This window comes from Microbacterium sp. LMX7-1.2 (assembly GCF_040675935.1).
Classification (GTDB): Bacteria; Actinomycetota; Actinomycetes; order Actinomycetales; family Microbacteriaceae; genus Microbacterium.
In genome coordinates this window covers 3,653,762-3,668,337 of record NZ_JBEGIL010000001.1, presented here as the reverse complement: position 1 = coordinate 3,668,337, position 14,576 = coordinate 3,653,762, and the positions used below count along the sequence as shown (strand labels likewise).

Sequence of the window (14,576 nt, the reverse complement as noted above, 5' to 3'; positions counted from 1 at the left end):
GCTCAGTTGCGTGACTGGGCAGGGGCCTCGTAGCGCAGCGGGGGCGTCAGCGTCTGGCGAGTCGTCGCCGAGCGCAGGCGTTGCCTCGCGCGGCGTCAGACGGCGGCGAGCTCGTGCTGACGCGTGCGGATCGAGCGGTTCACACCCGAGACGATCGCCTTGAGCGAGGCCGTCGAGATGTCGCCGTCGATGCCGACGCCCCACAGGCGCTGGTCGCCGACCTGCAGTTCGACGTACGCCGCGGCCTGCGCGTCGCCGCCGGAGCTGAGGGCGTGCTCGACGTAGTCGTACAGCGTGATGTCGAAGCCCTGCGCGCGCAGCACCTCGATGAACGCGGCGATCGGTCCGTTTCCGTTGCCCGTGACCGACACCTGCTCGTCGTCGTCTCGCAGCGTGACGTCGAGCACCACGTCGCCCGACATGTCGCTGCGGGTCTGCGTCGCCAGTAGCTCGAAACGACCCCACTTGGCGGCCGAGTCGTCGGCGGGCAGGTACTCGTCGTTGAAGACCGACCAGATCTGCTCGCTCGTGACCTCTCCGCCCTCGGCATCCGTCTTCGCCTGCACGACGCCGGAGAACTCGATCTGCAGCTTGCGCGGGAGGTCGATCGCGTGGTCGGCCTTCAGCAGGTAGGCGACCCCGCCCTTGCCCGACTGCGAGTTCACGCGGATGACGGCCTCGTACGAGCGTCCGAGGTCCTTCGGGTCGACGGGCAGGTACGGCACGGCCCATTCGATCTCGTCGACCGTGACGCCCTTGGCCTCGGCCGTGGCCGCCATGGCCTCGAAGCCCTTCTTGATCGCGTCCTGGTGCGAGCCGCTGAACGCGGTGAAGACGAGGTCTCCTGCCCAGGGACTGCGCTCGGGCACCGGCAGCTGGTTGCAGTACTCGACCGTGCGCTTCACCTGGTCGATGTCGCTGAAATCGATCTGCGGGTCGATGCCCTGCGTGAACATGTTGATGCCCAGCGCGACGAGGTCGACGTTTCCCGTGCGCTCGCCGTTGCCGAACAGGCATCCCTCGATGCGGTCGGCGCCCGCCATGTAGCCCAGCTCGGCGGCCGCGATCGCGGTGCCGCGGTCGTTGTGCGGGTGCAGCGACAGGATGACGTTCTCTCGGTGCGCCAGGTGACGGCTCATCCACTCGATCGAGTCGGCGTAGACGTTCGGCGAAGCCATCTCGACCGTGGCCGGCAGATTGATGATGACCTTGCGGTCGGGGGTCGGCTCGAAGACCTCGATGACCTGGTTGCAGATGTCCACCGCGAACTCGAGCTCGGTGCCGGTGTAGCTCTCCGGCGAGTACTCGTAGTACACCTGCGTGTCGGGGATGGTCTTCTCGAACTTCCGGCACAGGCGGGCACCCTCGAGCGCGATGTCGATGATGCCCTGCTTGTCGGTGCGGAAGACGACCTCGCGCTGCAGGACGCTCGTCGAGTTGTACAGGTGCACGATGGCCTGCTTCGCGCCGGCGATCGACTCGTAGGTGCGCTCGATCAGGTGCTCGCGCGCCTGGGTCAGGACCTGGATCGTGACGTCGTCGGGGATCAGGTTCTCCTCGATGAGCTGGCGCACGAAGTCGAAGTCGGTCTGGCTCGCCGAGGGGAACCCGACCTCGATCTCCTTGTAGCCCATGCTGACGAGCAGCTCGAACATGACGCGCTTGCGCTCCGGCGACATGGGGTCGATGAGAGCCTGGTTGCCGTCGCGGAGATCGACCGCGCACCAGCGTGGAGCCTCGGTGATGCGGGCGTCGGGCCAGGTGCGGTCGGGCAGGTGCACCGAGATCTGCTCGTGGAAAGGCCGGTACTTGTGGATCGGCATCGCCGACGGGCGCTGAGTGTTCTTCATGAGGGGCTTCTTCTCTCGTCAGGAATGTGTTCGGGCCAACACGAGCGCCGCGACGAGGAAGGCCCTAGCTTTCAGGACTCGTCGCGGCAGCTAAGAAGAAGCAGACCGCCGAAAGGCATGCGGCCATGCTAGCAGGATGCTCGGAGTGGTTCGACCGGATCTGAGACGATCGCCGGGGCTCCGACACTCTCTGTCATGAGCACCCTGCAGCGTCGCATGTTTCTCGCCGCCGGTCTGATGGCGGGTCTCCTCGTCCTGTCGGCGTGCGCGAACGGACCCGGCTCGTCACCCGCCCCGACGAGCACCTCTGCGCCCACCCTGGGCAAGGTCGATGTGGCTCCGCCCGACGGACGGGTGATCGGCGTGGGCATGGTGATCGACGTCGCGGGCGAGGCGCGGTTGTGCGACGGCGCCATCATGGAGTCGTATCCGCCGCAGTGCGCGGGCCTCCCCCTCGAGGGGTGGACCTGGGACGGCGTGGACGGGTACGAGCGCAGCGGCGAGACGACATGGGGATCCTATGCCGTCTACGGCATGTATGACGGAGAGCATCTCACCGTGACGGATCCGCCGATCAAGCTCGCTCTGTTCGACCCTGTCGCCCCCGAGGATCCGACGGGCGGTGTGGATGGTTCGACGCCGGCAGACGACCTGACCCGCATCCAGGACGAGCTCTCGACGGCACTCGATGATAGGGTCTCCACGATCTTCACAGACCGCGGATACGTCTGGCTTCAGGTCGTCTGGGACGACGGAACACTGCAGGATGCCGTCGACAGCATCTACGGCGACGGCGTCGTGATCGTCACCTCCGCGCTGCGCGAGGTCGACTGAGGCGTACGGAAGCAGAGGGCCGGCTGACTATGCTTCCGGCATGACCGATCACGCGGTGCCGAATCTCCCGTCCCGTGACTTCGAGGTGACGATCGCCTTCTACGGCGGATTCGGGTTCGCGCAGGTATACCGGGACGAGGGGTGGCTGATCCTCCGGCGAGGAGAGCTCGAGCTGGAGTTCTTCGAGTTCCCGACCCTCGTGCCCGAGCAGAGCGACGCCATGTGCAGCGTCCGGGTCGACGACCTCGACGAGCTGTATCGGCAGATCAGTGCGACCGGGGTCGCCGAGAAGACCGTGGGCCGTCCCCGGCTGCACCCCGTGCGCGACCAGCCCTGGGGTCAGCGCGCAGCATTCCTCATCGACCCCGACGGGACGCAGCTGAATCTGATCGAGAACGGCCCATAGTTCAGGGGATCAGCGCGACCTTGCCGCCGGGATGCCCGCCGAGCACGAGGTCGAGCGCCGCGGGCGCCTCTTCCAGCGGGAACGTGCGCGCCATGGGCACCACGAGATCACCGCGTGCGGCCAGATCCACGAGCTCGCCGCGGATGCCGTCGCGGAATCGCGCGCTGTCAGGCATGGATCCGGCGATCGCGAGGATGCCGTCGGCAGACGCGCGTCCGAAGGCGGCGATCGTCACGATACGTCGGCGATCCGCCACGAGGGCAAGCGACGCATCGACCGCTTCATCCGTGCCGACGGCATCCAGAGCAGCCGCGATCGACCCGCCGGCGACCGCCTCGACCCGCTCGACGAGACCCTCGCCGTAGCGTACCGGCACGCCGCCGTACTCGCGCACGACGTCCGCGCGCTCCTCGCTGGCCGTGCCGATCACACGGATGCCGCGCAGCGCCGCCTGCTGCAGCACGCTCACGCCGACCGCGCCGGAGGCGCCGTGCAGCAGGATCGTCTCCCCCTGCTGGGCATGCGTGACCGCGAGCATCTCGGCTGCCGTCGTACCGGCGAGCAGAAGGTTCGCCGCTTCGGCGTGGCTCAGCGCTTCGGGCTTGTGGAACGCCTTCTCCGCGGGAAGCGTCACCGCGGTCGCGTAGCCGCCCTGCACCCGGAACGCGAGGACCTCGTCTCCGATCGCGACGTCGCCGGAGCCGATGCGCGTGTCGGGGCCGACCGCGACGACCTCGCCGGAGATCTCGTAGCCGATCGGGACGGGAAAGCTCACGCCCGGACGAGAGTTCGCGACGTGCTTGGCATCCGCCGGGTTCACCCCCGCGGCCCGGACCCGCACCGTGATCTCGCCGACACCGGGATCCGGCACCTCGACATCGACGAGTCGCCAGGTCTCCGGCGACCCCTCGGTGGGTGCGATCCACTGCCGCGCGCGCATCGGTTCAGAACCCCAGACGCCCGAGCTGCTTGGGGTCGCGCTGCCACTCCTTCGCGACCTTCACGTGGAGTCCGAGGAACACGCGGGTGCCGAGGAGCTCCTCGATGCCCGAACGCGCTCGGGCTCCGACGTCGCGCAGGCGACTGCCCTTGTGTCCGATGATGATCGCCTTCTGACTGTCGCGCTCGACGACGATCGAGGCGTGCACGTCGGTGAGGTCGCTGTCCTCGCGGGGGGCGATGTCGTCGACGACCACGGCGATCGAGTGCGGCAGCTCGTCGCGCACCCCGTGCAGCGCCGCCTCGCGGATCATCTCGGCGATGCGGTCCTCGACCGACTCGTCGGTCTTCACGTCGTCCGGGTACAGCGCTGGCCCCTTCGGCATCAGCGTGAGGATCTCGTCCGTGAGCACCTCGAGCTGATCGCGGGTCAGCGCGGACAGCGGGATCACCGCGGCCCAGTCCTCGCGCAGCGCATCCGCCTCCATGAGGCGCTCCGTGATCTCGTCGCGCGACGCGGCATCCGTCTTGGTCACGATCGCGATCTTCTTCGCTCGGGGGTAGCCGTCGAGCGACGCGGCGATCCGTCGGTCGCCGGGTCCGACCTTCTCGGTCGCGGGCACGCAGAATCCGATCACGTCGACGTCGCCCAGCACCTGCTCCACCAGGTCGTTCAGGCGCTCGCCGAGCAGCGTGCGGGGCTTGTGGATCCCCGGGGTGTCGACGATCACGAGCTGTCCGTCCGGTCGGTTGACGATCCCGCGGATCGCCCGACGCGTCGTCTGGGGCTTCTCGCTCGTGATGGCGATCTTCTCGCCGACCAGAGCGTTCGTGAGGGTGGACTTGCCGACGTTCGGCCGTCCGACGAAAGTCACGAAGCCGCTCCGTGTGTTCTCAGTCATCGTTCCGCTCCCTGTCGTGGTCTGCTGTCTGCTCCGGGGCCGCCCTCTCGACGAACACCGTCGCGATCCCTCGTCCGCGTCCTCGGGACGCTCCTCCCGTGAGAGCGAGGCCGTGGACGGTGGCCGTGGCCCCCGGCTGCGGCACCTGGCCGAGGGTCTTCCCGAGGAGTCCGCCGATCGAATCGACGTCCTCGTCCTCGAGCTCGAGCCCGAACAGGTCCCCCACGTCCTCCAACGACAGTCGCGAGCTGACGCGGAACTTGCCCTCGCCCAGCTCGACGACCTCCGTCGAGACCTGATCGTACTCGTCGGCGATCTCGCCCACGAGCTCCTCGATGAGGTCCTCGAGCGTGACGAGGCCCGAGATCCCGCCGTGCTCGTCGATGACCAGGCACACGTGCACCGCGTCGCGCTTCATCTGCTGCAGCAGCGTCTCGGCGCGCATGGACTCGGGCACGAAGGTCGCCGGCCTCGAGATCGGACGGATGGATGCCGCGCGCCAGGCGTTGTCGTCGCGGTATGCGAACTGCACCAGGTCCTTGAGGTAGAGCACGCCCACGACGTCGTCGGCCTCGTCGTCGACCACCGGCATGCGAGAGACGCCCCGTTGCAGGAACAGCGTCATCGCCTCGTCCGTCGTGGCCGTGGCGTCGACTGTCACCAGCTCGGTGCGCGGCACCATCACCGCGCGCACGAACTGGTCGGTGAAGTCGAAGACCGAGTGGATGAGGTCCCGGTCGTCGGCCTCGATGAGGTCGTTCGACGCGGCCTCGTCGACCATACTGAGCAACTGCTCCTCGGACGTGAACGAGCTGCGGCCCGTGCCGGGGGTGACCTTGTTGCCGAGCAGGACGAGCCCCTGCGCGAGCGGGCCGAGGATGATGCGCAAGCCGCGCACGACGGGCGCGTTGGCCCGGAGGATGCCGTCGGCGTGGTGACGCCCGAAGGACCGCGGACTCGCCCCTACGAGCACGAAGGTGATTCCGGTCATGAGCACCGCGGCCGCGAGCATCGCGAGCCAGTTGTTCTCGATCAGGATCGTGAACGCGACCGTGACGAGCACGGCGGCCGTGACCTCGGCGAGCACGCGGATGAAGGCGACCGCGTTGACGTGCGCGTCGGGGTCGACGGCGATGCGGGCGAGCTGGCGCGCGTTGCGGCCCTCTGCGGACATCTCCTCGATGTCGGAGCGCGAGGTGACGCCGAAAGCGGCGTCGATCGCCGCCATGAGGCCGCCGAAGGCGACCAGCAGGACGGCGCCCGCCAGCAGGAGACCCGCGGTCATCGCCGACGTTCGGCCGCCGCGAAGCCCTGGATGAGCTCCTTCTGCAGGCCGAACATCTCACGCTCCTCGTCGGGCTCGGCGTGGTCGAAGCCGAGGAGATGCAGCAGCCCGTGGGTCGTGAGCAGGATCAGCTCGTCCATCAGGGTGTGCCCTGCGGCCTGTGCCTGCGTCTCGGCCACCTGCGGGCAGAGGACGATGTCGCCGAGCAGTCCCGGTGCCGTGGGCCGGTCCTCCGTGCCGGGGCGGAGCTCGTCCATGGGGAAGCTCAGGACGTCGGTGGGTCCCGGCTCATCCATCCACTGCACGTGCAGAGCCTCCATCGCGCCCTCGTCGACGAGCACGATCGCCACCTCGGCGTCCGGGCTCACATGGAGCTGGGCGAGGTTGAAATCGGTGAGACGCTGCAGAACGGTCTCGTCGACGTCGATGACCGACTCGTTGTTGATCTCGATCATGAGTGGGCTCGTTTCATCAGGACCTGGGGTCGTTTCATCAGGAGAGGCCTCGCTTCGGCATCCGGTCTCGAGGTCCGGGTCGCTGCGCGCCACGGCGCTCGGCGCGGTTGGCGAACTCGGCCGCCTGCTCCCGCTCGTGCCGCTGCGCCGTGCGGCGCTCGTCGTACTCGCTGTAGGCGTCGACGATGCGGCCGACGAGCGAATGGCGCACGACGTCGTCGCTCGTGAGACGGGAGAAGTGGATGTCGTCGATGCCGTCGAGCACGCGCGTGACGAGTCGCAGGCCCGACGCCCCCTGCGGCAGGTCGACCTGCGTGATGTCGCCCGTGACCACCATGCGTGTTCCGAAGCCCAGACGCGTGAGGAACATCTTCATCTGCTCGGGCGTCGTGTTCTGCGCCTCGTCGAGCACGACGAAGGAGTCGTTGAGCGTTCGACCGCGCATGTACGCCAGCGGTGCCACCTCGATCGTGCCGGTGGCCATCAGGCGCGGCACGATCTCGGGGTCCATCATCTCGTTCAGCGCGTCGTACAGCGGTCGCAGGTACGGGTCGATCTTGTCGGTCAACGTGCCGGGGAGGAACCCCAGACGCTCCCCCGCCTCCACGGCGGGCCGCGTGAGGATGATCCGGGTGACCTCCTTGCGCTGCAGCGCCTGGACGGCCTTGGCCATCGCAAGGTAGGTCTTTCCGGTGCCGGCGGGACCGATGCCGAACACGATCGTGTTCTCCTCGATCGCGTCGACGTACTCCTTCTGCCCGAGCGTCTTGGGTCGGATGACCTTGCCGCGGGTCGACAGGATCGCCTCGCCGAGCACCTCGCTCGGGCGCGGTCCGCCGTCGGCGCGCAGCATCCGCGCAGAGCTGGACACGTCGCTCGGAGCGAGGTCGTGCCCGGCCTTCGTCATGGTGAGCAGCTCGTCGACGAGGTTCTTCGCCCGCGCCACGGCATCCGCCGCGCCGCTGAGCGTGATCTCGTTGCCGCGAACGAGCACCTGGACGTCCGGATGCTCCTTCTCGAGCATCCGGAGCAGGCGGTCCTGCGGACCGAGCAGCTGCACCATCGCGACGCCGTCGGCATAGAACCGCTCGGTGACGTCGCCGTCGGTGGGTGTGTTGTCGTGGTCAGAAGCCAACGAGCTTGTTCTCCTCGATGTTGCCGAGCACATGGGCGTGCACGTGGAAGACGGATTGGGCGGCGCTCGCGCCGTTGTTGAAGATCAGGCGGTACTCGCCGTTGGCGTGCTCGGTCGCGAGCTGCTTCGCGGCGGCGACCATCTCGGCCAGGAGACCGGGGTCGCCGGCGGCGAGCTCCGTGACGTCGCGGTACTCCGCGGTCTTGGGGATCACGAGCGCATGCAGCGGCGCCTGCGGATCGATGTCCCGGATCGCGAACACCCGGCCGGTGTCCAGCAGGATCTCACCCGGGATGTCGCCGTCGAGGATGCGCGTGAAGATCGAGGGTTCGGACATGCTGCCAGTCTACCGATCGTCCACCGACCGGGCCGGGAGAGCTGTCACCAGCGCCCCAGCGCGGTCGAGAGCACGGCGACGGCGGCGGGCCCGGCGGTCGAGGTCCGCAGAACGGTGTCGCCCAGCAGGACGCGCTCGGCACCCGCCGCGACGAGCGCCTCGATCTCGGCATCCGCGATCCCGCCCTCCGGGCCGACGACGAGCACGATGTCGCGTCCGTCCGGCACGAGCGCGGACAACCGGTCAGGAGCCGTCGGGTCGAGCAGCAGCACGCGCTGCGTGGCCGCGCGGGCAGCGAGATCCTTGGTGGATGCCGGAGCCGCGACCTCGGGCACCCAGGACCGGTGGGCCTGCTTGGCCGCCTCGCGGACGATGGTCGCCCAGCGCTCCCGCCCCTTGACGGCCTTCGGACCCTCCCAGCGCGACACGCTGCGGCTCGCCTGCCAGGGCACGATCTCATCCACGCCGAGCTCGCACGCGGCCTGCACCGCGAGCTCGTCGCGGTCGCCCTTCGCGAGCGCCTGCACGAGGACGAGCCGCGGACTCGGTGCCGGGTCGACCCGCCTGTCCGACACCCGGACGTCGACGAGCGACGGCGACACCTGCTCCGCCGTCCCGGTCAGCCAGACCCCGGAACCGTCGCCGACGGTGACCGCTTCGCCCACGCGGAGGCGACGCACGACCGCGGCGTGCTTCGCCTCGGCACCGGTCAGCGACACGAGGTCGCCGGCGACGGCGTCCGAGGACGTCTCGACGAGGAAATGCAGGGCCACGGCGTCCTTCGGGTCAGTGCGAGCGGAACCGGTCGCGGAGCTTCGAGAACAGTCCCTGCTGGAACTGGGCGAGCTGCGGAGCCGGCGCCTTGGTCTTCTTCGCGAAGTCCTCGATCAGCGCGCGCTGCGCGGAGTCGATCTTCGTCGGCGTCAGAACCTGCACGCCGACCCGCAGGTCGCCGCGCTGGGTGCCGCGCAGCGGGGTGATCCCCCGACCCTTGATCGTGAGCACGTCGCCGGACTGCACGCCCGCCCGGATCTCGAGGTCGACCTCGCCGTCCAGCCCCTGGATCTTCGTCTCGGTGCCGAGGATCGCGTCGGTCATCGCGACCTCGAGCGTCGCGAGCAGGTCGTCGCCGTCGCGGCTGAACGCGGGATGCGGGTTCACCGTGACCTCGACGTACAGGTCGCCGTTCGGGCCGCCCGCCTTGCCGACCTCGCCCGATCCGGGGAGCTGCAGACGGAGACCCGTCTCGACCCCCGCGGGGATGTCCAGCGACACCGTGCGACGCGATCGCACACGGCCCTGGCCGCCGCACGTGCCGCACGGGTACGGGATGGTCGTGCCGTAGCCCTCGCAGGTGCCGCAGGGCTGCGAGGTGACGACGTTGCCGAGCAGGCTACGCACCTGGCGCTGGACGTGCCCGGAGCCGCCGCAGATGTCGCAGGTGACGGGCGACGTTCCCTCCTGGCAGCACGAGCCGTTGCACGTCTCGCACAGCACGGCCGTGTCGACCTCGATGTCGCGGTGCGCACCGAAGACGACATCCCCGAGATCGAGCGTGACGCGCACGAGAGCATCCTGTCCGCGCTCCCGTCGCGACCGGGGCCTGGCCCCGCGTCCGCCGCCCTGGGCCGCGCCGAAGAACGTCTCGAAGATGTCCCCGAAGCCGCCGAAGCCCTGGAAGTTGCCCGACGCGCCGTCACCGCCGCCCATGTCGTAGCGGCGGCGCGAGTCGTCGTCGCTCAGCACGTCGTAGGCGTGCGTCACGAGCTTGAACTTCTCGGCGGCCTCCTCACCCGGGTTCACATCCGGGTGCAGCTGCCGGGCGAGTCGCCGGTACGCCTTCTTGATCTCGTCGGTGGAGGCGTCGCGGGAGACGCCGAGTACCTCGTAGTGGTCCGCCACAAATGGCCCTTCTGCGTGTGTTCTCTGGGCGTCCGCGTCAGCGGGACGCCTCGTCTTCGTCGAGCATCCGCGACAGGTAGCGGGCCACGGCCCGTGCCGCCGCGAGGTTGCTCGGATAGTCCATGCGCGTCGGCCCCATGACCCCGACGCGTGCCGTGCCGCTGCGCGCGGCGTAGTTGCTCGCGACGATCGACGCCTCGTCGAGACCGAACGACGCGTTCTCGGCGCCGATGCTCGCCGCGAGACCGTGCGCGTCGGTCTCCATCTCGCTCATGAGGCGGATCAGGGTCACCTGCTCCTCGATCGCCTCCAGGAGCGGATGGATGCTGCCGCGGAAGTCGTGCTCGCGACGTGCGAGCGTCGCCGCGCCCGCCATCACCAGGCGCTCCTGCCGGAAGGTGCCGAGCTCCTCCACGATCACGGTCGCGAGCGTGCGCAGCACCGCGTCGTTCGCGTGGTCGTCGCCGTCGAGCAGTGCCCGGACCCGCTCGGCCGCATCGCTCACGGCCCGGCCGGTGAGCAGGGCCGAGAGGCGCGCCCGGAGCAGCCCCATGTCGGCCTCGTCGATGTCGGACGGCAGCTGCGCCATGCGCTGCGACACGCCGCCGGCGTCCGTGACGAGCACGATCAGCAGGCGGTTCGGGGCCAGGGCGACGAGCTCGATGTGGGTGAGCTGCGCGCGGGCGAAAGAGGGGTACTGCGCGAGAGCGACCTGACCCGTGAGCTGCGTGAGCACGCGGACCGTCCGGGCCATGAGGTCGTCGAGATCCGCGGGGTCCGTGAGGAAGGACTCGATCGCCGAGCGCTGCGCCACCGAGAGCGGGCGCAGCTGGGCGAGGTGGTCGACGAACACGCGGTAGCCCTTGTCGGTGGGCACGCGCCCCGAGGAGGTGTGCGGTGCCGCGATCAGCTCCTCGTCCTCGAGCAGCGCCATGTCGTTGCGGATCGTTGCTGCCGAGACCCCGAAGGAGTATCGGTCGACGATGGAGCGGCTGCCGACGGGCTCGTGGGTCTCCACGTAGTCCTGCACGATCGCGCGCAGCACCTGGAGGCCTCGCTCGCTGACCATCGCCTCTCCCCTCGTCTGAACTCGTCGCGCCGGGGCCCCCTTGGTCTGGCACTCACCGGCTTCGAGTGCCAATTCTACTCGCCCTCGGAGCGGATGCGCGGAACGCCTCTACGATGACGAGCATGAGCGATGCCACCGACACCACTCTGTCCAGCGGGATCGTGCGCGGGGAAGTCGTGGACGGCGTCCGCCGCTTTCTCGGCATCCCCTACGCGGCTGCACCCTTCGGCGACCGCCGTTTCCGGGCGCCGCACCCCGCGGAGCACTGGTCCGGTGTGCGGGAGGCGACCGCGTTCGGGCCCACTGCGCCGCAACGCCCGTACGCCGCCGCGATCGGCGAGTTGCTGGGATCGGTCGCGATCCCCGGCGAGGACATCCTCTCCGTGAACGTGTGGGCGCCGATGGACGCCGCAGGCGCGCCGGTCGTCCTCTGGATCCACGGCGGTGCGCTCGAACGCGGCACCGCGGCTCTGTCGCTCTACGACGGTGCCGGTTTCGCCCGTGCGGGGATCGTGTTCGCCTCGATCAACTACCGACTGGGCTCGGAGGGCTTCTCGGTGCTCGACGGAGCACCGCGCAATCTCGGACTGCTCGACGCCGCGGCCGGCCTCGAGTGGGTGCACCGCGAGATCGCCGCGTTCGGCGGCGATCCGTCGCAGATCACCCTGATGGGCGAATCGGCGGGCGGCGCGATCGTCGCCGGTCTGCTCGCGCGGGCGGACTCGCGTGCGTTGGTCGCCCGCGCGATCATCGAGTCGGGGCCGCTGGAAGCGCAGATTCCATCGAAGGCAGGACGCGTCACCGCGCAGCTCGCGAAACGTCTCGGCATCGCCCAGGACCGCGCGTCGTTTCTCGGAGTGAGCCCCGATCGACTGCTCGACGCACGACGGGAACAGGCATCCGGATCCTCTCCGCTCGGGGGCGCACCCGGATTCCAGTTCGCGATCGACGAGGACTCGCTCCCGCGCTCTCCGCACGAGGTGATCCCGGAGATCGACGTACCGCTGCTCATCGGCAGCAACACCGACGAGTATCGGCTGTGGTTCGCCCCGGACGCGCTCGCCGGCATCGGTCGGCTGAAGCTCCTGCTCGCCCGGTCGGCGCTGCGGATCCCGGCGCGAGCCGTCGCGGCCTACCGCAGGGCCTTCCCCGGTGCGTCGACGGGCGAGATCTTCGGCCAGCTCGCGACCGACGTCATGCTGCGTGCGCCGCTGACCCGTGTCGCGCGGGCGCGGCGCGCTCCGACCTACGTGTACGAGTTCGCGTGGCCGAGTCCGATCCGCGATCTCCGCGCGGCCCACGCGCTCGAGCTCGGGTTCGTGTTCGACAGGCTCGACGACCCCGAGACGACACGTCTCGCCGGCACCGAGGCCCCTCAGCGTCTCGCCGACGAGATGCATCGTGCGTGGATCTCGTTCATCACGACGGGTGATCCTGGATGGCCCACCTACGGCCCGGAGCGCACGACCCGGGTGTTCGACGTCGAGAGCTCGACGGGTCCGCAGCGACGCGCCGAGGCTCTCGACCTGCTCCCCTGAGGCCCTGCGAGCGGCGTGAAGGGCAGGTCGGTCAGGAGACGCGCTCAGTCGGTGAGCTCGCGCACGACCGCGTCGGCGAGCAGGCGACCACGGAGCGTGAGCTGCACCCGCCCGCGCATCGCGGCCTCCCCCTCCACGAGTCCGTCGGCGATGAGTCCGGCCACGCGGCTGCGCTTGTCCGCCCGCAGGTCGGATGTCGCGATGCCCTCGCGGATCCGACTCAGCAGCAGAATGCGCTCCAGCATCCGCGATTCCGCGTCGGGACGCTCCGTGCCGGCGGCCGGTGACTCAGATGTGGCGAGTCGCTGCGCGTACGCCGCCGGATGCTTGACGTTCCACCAGCGCAGCCCCGCGACGTGGCTGTGAGCCCCGGGACCGAACCCCCACCAGTCGCTCCCCCGCCAGTACGCGAGGTTGTGCCGTGACCGCTGCTCGAGGGTCTTCGACCAGTTGCTGACCTCGTACCACTCGTACCCGGCGGCCGCGAGTCGCGCGTCCGCCAGCTCGTACATGTCCGCCTGCAGGTCGTCGTCTGGGGTCGGGACCTCGCCGCGACGGATCTGTCTCGCGAGCTTCGTGCCGTCCTCGATGATCAGCGCATAGGCGGAGATGTGGTCGGAGTCCAGCGCGAGCGCGGCGTCGAGAGACGCCTCCCAGTCGGCGAGGGACTCCCCCGGCGCGCCGTAGATCAGGTCGACGCTCACGGCGAGTCCGGCATCCTTAGCCGCGGCCACCGCGGTGCGCACGTTCTCGGGACGGTGCGTGCGGTCGAGCGCGGCGAGGACGTGCGGCACGGCAGACTGCATGCCGATCGACAGACGCGTCACACCCGCGTCGGCGAGCGTGCGCGCGACCTCGGGCGTGACCGTGTCGGGATTCGCCTCGACGGTGACCTCGGCGCCGTCCGCCAGGCCGAACGCCTCGGTCGCCGCGGCCAGCATCCGGGCCAGGTCGCCCGCGGGCAGCAGGGTGGGGGTGCCCCCGCCGAAGAACACCGTATCCATGGGGCGCAACGCCCCGGCATCCGTCAGCACACGGCGAGCCAGATCGATCTCGGTGATCAGCGTCGACGCGTAGTCCTCCTGCTTCGCGCCCCGCAGCTCGTTCGAGGTGTAGGTGTTGAAGTCGCAGTATCCGCAGCGCACGCTGCAGAACGGGACGTGCAGGTACGCCGAGAACGGCACAGCACGATCGATCGTGAGATCGCCGGGGAGCCGTCCGTCGGCCGGAGCCGGATCGCCGAGGGGAAGGGGTCCCGCCATCTCAGACGGGAGTCGCGTACATCGGGGAGATCGCGCGGAGGTAGCGTGCGAACAGCTCCCGCCGCCGACGCTTCACGAGCGCGGGGATCGTGCGGTAGAGCAGAGAGTTCGGGGCGTCGAAGGCGCGCACCGTGAACCACACCTCGTCGTTGTCCTCGCGCCACTCAACGTCGAAGGACTCCTCACCGCGCACGACAGATCCGCCGACCGTTCCCAGCACGAGTCCCACCCGTCTCTTCTCCTCGGTCACCGAGATCACCCGGAGTTCGGCGTCGGCGCTCATGCTGCCGACCCGTCCGCGCACCCGCAGGGTCATCCCGGGGCCGGCGAACGGCGTGCCCTCCGCGTCGAAGCGCTGCTCGACCTCGTTCTTGCTCGGCGCGATCGGGGTGCCCTCCGCGTCGAAGCTCACGCCCGCGTAGGCGGGGCCGGGCGCAGGACGGACGTCCTCGACGGCGAGTCCGGACGCGCGCTGCGCGGTCCACGTGAGCAGTGACTCGCCCGCGGTCTCGAAGCGCTCGGATCCGCTGCCGATGCGCCACGAACTCTCCGCCGGGATGCTGTGCTCCGGCGGGTACTGCATGAGGTCGGGCGCATGGGTCGCACCCACAGCCGCATAGTCAACCGTGTCGTCTCGGAAAGTCCCGCGCCGCATGCCGTCC

15 protein-coding genes are annotated in these 14,576 nt (G+C 69.6%); 3 read left to right on the top strand and 12 right to left on the bottom strand.

What is annotated here, in order from left to right; translation table 11 throughout:
- Positions 1-95 precede the first annotated feature (95 nt).
- A complete protein-coding gene (leuA, locus tag MRBLMX7_RS17995) occupies positions 96-1,850 on the bottom strand; it encodes a 2-isopropylmalate synthase (RefSeq protein WP_363370575.1) in 1,755 nt (584 codons plus the stop codon).
- A 195-nt stretch (positions 1,851-2,045) separates the two neighbouring features.
- Between leuA and MRBLMX7_RS17990 the strand changes: the two genes are divergently transcribed.
- Complete coding sequence (locus MRBLMX7_RS17990; protein WP_363370573.1) at positions 2,046-2,684, top strand: hypothetical protein; 639 nt, start codon at positions 2,046-2,048, stop codon at positions 2,682-2,684.
- 40 nt (positions 2,685-2,724) lie between these two features.
- Complete coding sequence (locus tag MRBLMX7_RS17985) at positions 2,725-3,090, top strand: bleomycin resistance protein (RefSeq protein WP_363370571.1); 366 nt, start codon at positions 2,725-2,727, stop codon at positions 3,088-3,090.
- A 1-nt stretch (position 3,091) separates the two neighbouring features.
- Here the strand turns inward: MRBLMX7_RS17985 and MRBLMX7_RS17980 are convergent, their stop codons facing one another.
- From MRBLMX7_RS17980 to hrcA, 9 genes are all read right to left on the bottom strand, one after another.
- Positions 3,092-4,030, bottom strand: a complete 939-nt coding sequence (locus MRBLMX7_RS17980) for a quinone oxidoreductase family protein (RefSeq protein ID WP_363370569.1) — start codon at positions 4,028-4,030, stop codon at positions 3,092-3,094.
- 4 nt (positions 4,031-4,034) lie between these two features.
- Positions 4,035-4,931 (bottom strand): GTPase Era, encoded by an 897-nt coding sequence (gene era, locus MRBLMX7_RS17975; RefSeq protein ID WP_050720716.1) that lies wholly within the window; start codon positions 4,929-4,931, stop codon positions 4,035-4,037.
- Positions 4,924-6,216: a hemolysin family protein gene (locus tag MRBLMX7_RS17970; protein WP_363370566.1), complete on the bottom strand. Its 1,293-nt coding sequence runs from the start codon at positions 6,214-6,216 to the stop codon at positions 4,924-4,926. The genes era and MRBLMX7_RS17970 overlap by 8 nt, the downstream gene beginning before the upstream one ends.
- Positions 6,213-6,671 (bottom strand): rRNA maturation RNase YbeY, encoded by a 459-nt coding sequence (ybeY, locus tag MRBLMX7_RS17965; RefSeq protein ID WP_050720714.1) that lies wholly within the window; start codon positions 6,669-6,671, stop codon positions 6,213-6,215. Before ybeY ends, MRBLMX7_RS17970 begins: the two co-directional genes overlap by 4 nt.
- 37 nt (positions 6,672-6,708) lie before the next feature.
- The gene (locus tag MRBLMX7_RS17960) at positions 6,709-7,734 is read right to left on the bottom strand and encodes a PhoH family protein (protein WP_082297447.1); all 1,026 of its coding nucleotides are present in this window, start codon (positions 7,732-7,734) and stop codon (positions 6,709-6,711) included.
- A gap of 61 nt (positions 7,735-7,795) precedes the next feature.
- The gene (locus MRBLMX7_RS17955; protein ID WP_363370565.1) at positions 7,796-8,143 is read right to left on the bottom strand and encodes an HIT domain-containing protein; all 348 of its coding nucleotides are present in this window, start codon (positions 8,141-8,143) and stop codon (positions 7,796-7,798) included.
- A 44-nt stretch (positions 8,144-8,187) separates the two neighbouring features.
- On the bottom strand, positions 8,188-8,916 hold the full coding sequence (locus tag MRBLMX7_RS17950; protein WP_363370563.1) for a 16S rRNA (uracil(1498)-N(3))-methyltransferase: 729 nt from the start codon (positions 8,914-8,916) through the stop codon (positions 8,188-8,190).
- A gap of 13 nt (positions 8,917-8,929) precedes the next feature.
- Positions 8,930-10,045 carry a molecular chaperone DnaJ gene (dnaJ, locus tag MRBLMX7_RS17945; RefSeq protein ID WP_050720710.1) on the bottom strand — a complete coding sequence of 372 codons (1,116 nt, stop codon included), beginning with the start codon at positions 10,043-10,045 and terminating at the stop codon, positions 8,930-8,932.
- A 37-nt stretch (positions 10,046-10,082) separates the two neighbouring features.
- Entirely contained in the window at positions 10,083-11,114 is a 1,032-nt protein-coding gene (hrcA, locus tag MRBLMX7_RS17940; RefSeq protein WP_363370561.1) for a heat-inducible transcriptional repressor HrcA, read from the bottom strand.
- A 122-nt stretch (positions 11,115-11,236) separates the two neighbouring features.
- Here hrcA and MRBLMX7_RS17935 point away from each other — a divergent pair, with 122 nt between their 5' ends.
- Positions 11,237-12,652 (top strand): carboxylesterase/lipase family protein, encoded by a 1,416-nt coding sequence (locus MRBLMX7_RS17935; protein WP_363370559.1) that lies wholly within the window; start codon positions 11,237-11,239, stop codon positions 12,650-12,652.
- A gap of 44 nt (positions 12,653-12,696) precedes the next feature.
- On the opposite strand, the gene hemW is transcribed toward MRBLMX7_RS17935, so the two are convergent.
- Positions 12,697-13,914: a radical SAM family heme chaperone HemW gene (gene hemW, locus MRBLMX7_RS17930; protein WP_363370557.1), complete on the bottom strand. Its 1,218-nt coding sequence runs from the start codon at positions 13,912-13,914 to the stop codon at positions 12,697-12,699.
- Position 13,915: 1 nt separating this feature from the next.
- Positions 13,916-14,569: a DUF1990 family protein gene (locus MRBLMX7_RS17925; protein ID WP_050721952.1), complete on the bottom strand. Its 654-nt coding sequence runs from the start codon at positions 14,567-14,569 to the stop codon at positions 13,916-13,918.
- Between the last annotated feature and the right edge of the window lie 7 nt (positions 14,570-14,576).